Raw genomic sequence first — 3,970 nt, forward strand, 5'->3', positions numbered from 1 at the left:
CGCCGGTATCCACGCTGGGTGAAGTTCGCCCACACGGCAGTCAGATTGCTCTCGGTGATCTCCGCGCGGTGAGGGTCTCCCTCTGGTGCAGGATGCACCTGCCCCATGAAGTCACCATCGATGATCGCGTGAGCGACGGCCGCGGAGCGCAGCAGCGCCGAGACCTCCCACCCCACCGTCGTCTTGCCGACACCAGCTCGCCCTCCGATAAGCAGTGCTTCCGCGTGGTCCATGCGGGCAGCCTGCCATCGGGCGACCACCGCGGGCGATGCAATATCGGACGCAGGGTGACGACAAGCCTGCCTATGTAACAACTAACGTGCCACGGGACAGGGATACGTTTCTAGCAGGTCCTGAATTCGGCCGTGTCAGAACCGGAACTCCATGGACTGGACGTGTGTGAAATCCGCGCGCAGGCCAGCGGCGCGGGTGCCCCATTCCGTGAAATACGACTCGGTGATGGCCTCCGCGAGGAGCGGATGCAGCTCCTCCTCCGTCGCACCGGCCTCCTGGAGTTCGAGGATCTGCTTCGGGTAGGTGGGCGAGATCGCCGCGGTGATCTGACGTTCGCGACCGTCGTCCGAGCTGCCCTTCCCGGTGAACCCGAAGTAGGCCGTCACGTCCACCATCATGCCGCTGGAGGTGGCTGCCTGTTCGCGTGGCTGTGCTCTGTCCTGCGGATACCACTCGGGTTCCGTCTCCTCCACCAAGGCGGCACGCAGGCGCTTCTGCGGGGCCGTCAGCTTCCCGGCGCGGTAGCGCTCGATCGTGCGGTCGACGTGCCCAGGCGCTCCGCCAGGGCCTTGGCCGACCCCTTCGCCCGCGTGAAGAGGCATTTCACCTGGGATTTCGCGGATTTCGGCGCGGGCCGGGTGAATCCTTCCGCTCCGCCTGCGCCAGGGCATCCAGGACCTTGCCGCGGCGCATAACGAGCTCGTGCACGGTAAGCGGTGAGACGTCGCGCTCCTGATCGTCGATCATGGTCGTGTGGTGGGGAACGTGTCTCGTGCAGCGACTATCAGCGACCGGAGGATGACGGGTCTGTCGGCCGATGTGATCGCTGAACTCGTGTCCGGGCCGGGTCCGTTGTGGCATGAGCGGCACCAGGCCAGACTTGCGTCCAGGCCGCGGAAGCGAGCTGTGGGCGCGGGTGCAAAGTACCGGCTGGTGTTCGTCGACCGGCTCCTGCCGACGCTCGTGCATCTCCGGCACGCGACCACAAATGACGTACTGGCCTGCTGGTTCGGTGTGGACCGCTCCACCGTCACCCGGGCCGTCAACGAGGCTCGGCCCCTGCTCGCCGAGCGCGGTTGCACCATCAGCCCAGGCGTGCGGTTGCGGACCCTGGCCGAGGTCGTCGACCACCTTGGTGCCAGCGGGAAGACCGGGATCATCGACGGCACCGAGATCCGGGGCCGGCGGCCGGCCGCCGGGCGTAAGGACCGGGACAAGTTCATCTCCGGAAAGACCAAGCAGAACGTGGTCAAGACCATGGTCGTCACGGACGGCGCCGGCCAGCTGCTGTTCTGCAGCCCGACCAGGCCCGGAAGCTGTGCCGACATCACCCACACCCACCCGTCAGGGCTGGTCAAGGTCCTGGCCGACGGACCTGCTGTGGAGGTTCTCGCCGATGCCGGCTACCAGGGCCTGGGCGCCCAGACCGGCGGACGGGTGATCACGCCACCGCACCACAAGTTCAAGAGGACGCTCCCGATTGGTACGAGGATACGAGGAGATGCACGAACGGCAGCGCAAAGCCCACTCCTCACGCCGTATCCGGGTCGAACACGGCATCGCCCACCTGAAGAACTGGCGTTCCTTGACCCGTCACCTCGGCCGCCGCGAGCACATGAGTGACACAGTCCGGGCTGTCGCAGGGCTGCTGTCCCATCAGCAGACCGCGGACCTGACATCGGCACAGCAGAGGTGATCATCGAGCCCCGCCGACATCCTCGACGTCTCACCGCTTACCGTGCACGAGCTCGTAAGGGCTGTCCCGTAAATGATCTTTAAGTCACCGGGCCGGGCCGGTGGCGATGGGTCCGCTTGTCTATCCGGCGCGGGCGAGGTTGTGCATGCGGGCGACGCCGAGCATGGCGTGGTGGATTCCGTCGCCTTTGAGGCGGCAGTCGCGGGGGATCTTCCAGGTCCTCATGCGGGCGAAGACGTGCTCGACGCGGGCACGGACCTGCTTGTGAGACTTGTTGTGTTCTTGTTTCCAGTCGGGCAGGTCTTTGCCCTTGCGTCGGCGGTGGGGCAGGGCGAGCCTGGTGCCGGGGTAACCGCCGTCGGCAATCGTGAGGGTCTTGCCGACGGCGGCCTTGGCGCCGGATTCCTCCCACGCCTTGCAGTCGTTGCGGTTTCCGGGCAGCGGCCGGCCCACTACGACGACCAGGCGGGTGTCGGCGTCGCGACAACCTGGTGGTTGGTGGAGCACCGGTAGTTCTTGGACTGCTCGGCCACGGAGTGGTCGCGGGTGGGGACCAGGGTGCCGTCCACGATGAGCACGGTGCCATTGGTGAACCGCTTGCGGGGCTGGAGAGCAAGCATCGGCCCGAGGTGGTCGATGATCCGGTCCGCCGCCGACTTGGACACCCCGAACAACGGAGCGAGCTGGCGCATGGTCAGGTCGTGCGCCGGTACGCGGCTATCAGCAGGGCCCGGTCCTCCAACGGCAGGCCCCACGGCCGTTCCTTGCGGACCGCGTCGGCACCCTCGCGCCGCAGAACTGTCACCAGCCTTCCGAACTGCCGCGGGCCCAGCCCGGTGAACGGGGTTTTCCAGGACGGCTCGGACGCCGTGATCACACCAGCCACAGCGAGATCGTCTCAAAGATCGACGGCATGGCACGATGACCGTCATGTCAGGTCAGGTCTGGGTGTCACTCATATCGCTGGGCGGCGTTGTCCTCGGCGGCTCGTTGTCCTACCTCGTCCAGCATAGAACTCAACTCTCGGCGGAACGCGCTGAACAGCAACGACAGCAGCTCGCCTTGTCGGAGGCCCGGCGCGGGGAACGGCTGGTGCTGCTGGAGCGGTTCGTCGAGGTGGGGGCCGAGGCCGAACGTTCCGCCTTTAGTCGGCCTTCCGAGTGGGAGGACACCGACGCCTGGTTTCTCACGACCCGGGACGTCATGAACAGACTGTGGGTTGCGGAGCGGCTCATCCGCGTCCAGTTCCCTCTGCCGGTGCACGACGCGGCCCGCGCGTACTTCCTCGACCTCAACCGGACGGTATGGGAAGGCTTGCCCGACGGTGAAAGCGTGCGGGACTACCTGGAGGACAACCGGCTGGCGTTTCTGGACGCGGCTCGCGCGGTCATGGGGTAGCGCATCGCCGTCCCCCGGAAACCTTGTACGGGACAGTCCATACGAGCTGGTGCGTGATAGCGGGTGAGGCGTCTTCTTCCTGGTCGTGGTTGGTGTCAGGGTGGGATGGTGCGGTCGGAGACGAGGCTGGCGATGGCTCGGTAGGTGGCGGACAGGACATTTCGCCGGTGGGTCCAGCGGGTCAGTTGCTTCCAGCGCTTGTGGTCGGCGAGGGCGTATTCGACGCTGATGCGCTGTGAGGAGTGCCGGTGTCGGGCTCGGCGCCCTGACGTCAGGGAACTGCTGGAAACAGACCCCGACACCTTCGTTGCGTGCGGCGGTCGCATCATGCATCCGCCCAGGTCGCAAGGCCGACCCATAATGTGCGGCCGTGACCCTCGGCGATGACCGTAGCCTTCATCGTGTTCTGCTATTCCTTCCCCGAGACCCGACGCCTGTCACCCTCCCCGTCCGGCAGGGGCCTGCGAACCTGGATCTCCGTGGCATCCAGGCGCAGTTCGATCTCCTCCGCCTAGGCATAGGCGAACACATCGGCCAGCGTGCGCAGCCGCAAGCCGGGATGGTCGGGGATCGCACACCCCCACTCGGCCAGGAGGGCGCGCACTTCTGTGATCGCGCGGGTGATGGTGGAGCGGTCGACGC

The 3,970-nt window shown here is 66.5% G+C and carries 2 protein-coding genes and 4 pseudogenes; 2 read left to right on the plus strand and 4 right to left on the minus strand.

Annotation, left to right across the window (positions count from 1 at the left end; all coding sequences use genetic code 11):
• Positions 1-233 (minus strand): annotated as a pseudogene (locus RIF68_RS30055) (hypothetical protein); the annotation flags it as partial.
• A 135-nt stretch (positions 234-368) separates the two neighbouring features.
• A pseudogene (locus RIF68_RS30060) lies at positions 369-981 on the minus strand (terminal protein).
• A 186-nt stretch (positions 982-1,167) separates the two neighbouring features.
• Here RIF68_RS30060 and RIF68_RS30065 point away from each other — a divergent pair.
• Positions 1,168-1,857, plus strand: coding sequence for a transposase family protein (locus RIF68_RS30065; RefSeq protein ID WP_309054434.1), 690 nt, complete (start codon positions 1,168-1,170; stop codon positions 1,855-1,857).
• A 193-nt stretch (positions 1,858-2,050) separates the two neighbouring features.
• Here RIF68_RS30065 and RIF68_RS30070 read toward each other — a convergent pair.
• A pseudogene (locus tag RIF68_RS30070) lies at positions 2,051-2,816 on the minus strand (transposase).
• Between the two features lie 35 nt (positions 2,817-2,851).
• Between RIF68_RS30070 and RIF68_RS30075 the strand changes: the two are divergent.
• Positions 2,852-3,328 carry a hypothetical protein gene (locus tag RIF68_RS30075; RefSeq protein ID WP_079249808.1) on the plus strand — a complete coding sequence of 159 codons (477 nt, stop codon included), beginning with the start codon at positions 2,852-2,854 and terminating at the stop codon, positions 3,326-3,328.
• A gap of 95 nt (positions 3,329-3,423) precedes the next feature.
• Here RIF68_RS30075 and RIF68_RS30080 read toward each other — a convergent pair.
• Positions 3,424-3,970 (minus strand): annotated as a pseudogene (locus RIF68_RS30080) (transposase family protein); the annotation flags it as partial.

Origin of the sequence: Streptomyces sp., assembly GCF_031178505.1 — a bacterium.
GTDB classification, from domain to species: Bacteria; Actinomycetota; Actinomycetes; order Streptomycetales; family Streptomycetaceae; genus Streptomyces; species Streptomyces gulbargensis.

What these genes read in the sequence shown, in the direction of transcription:
- RIF68_RS30075 (WP_079249808.1), top strand. Translation starts at nt 2,852, where the DNA reads ATGACCGTCATGTCAGGTCAGGTCTGGGTGTCACTCATATCGCTGGGC.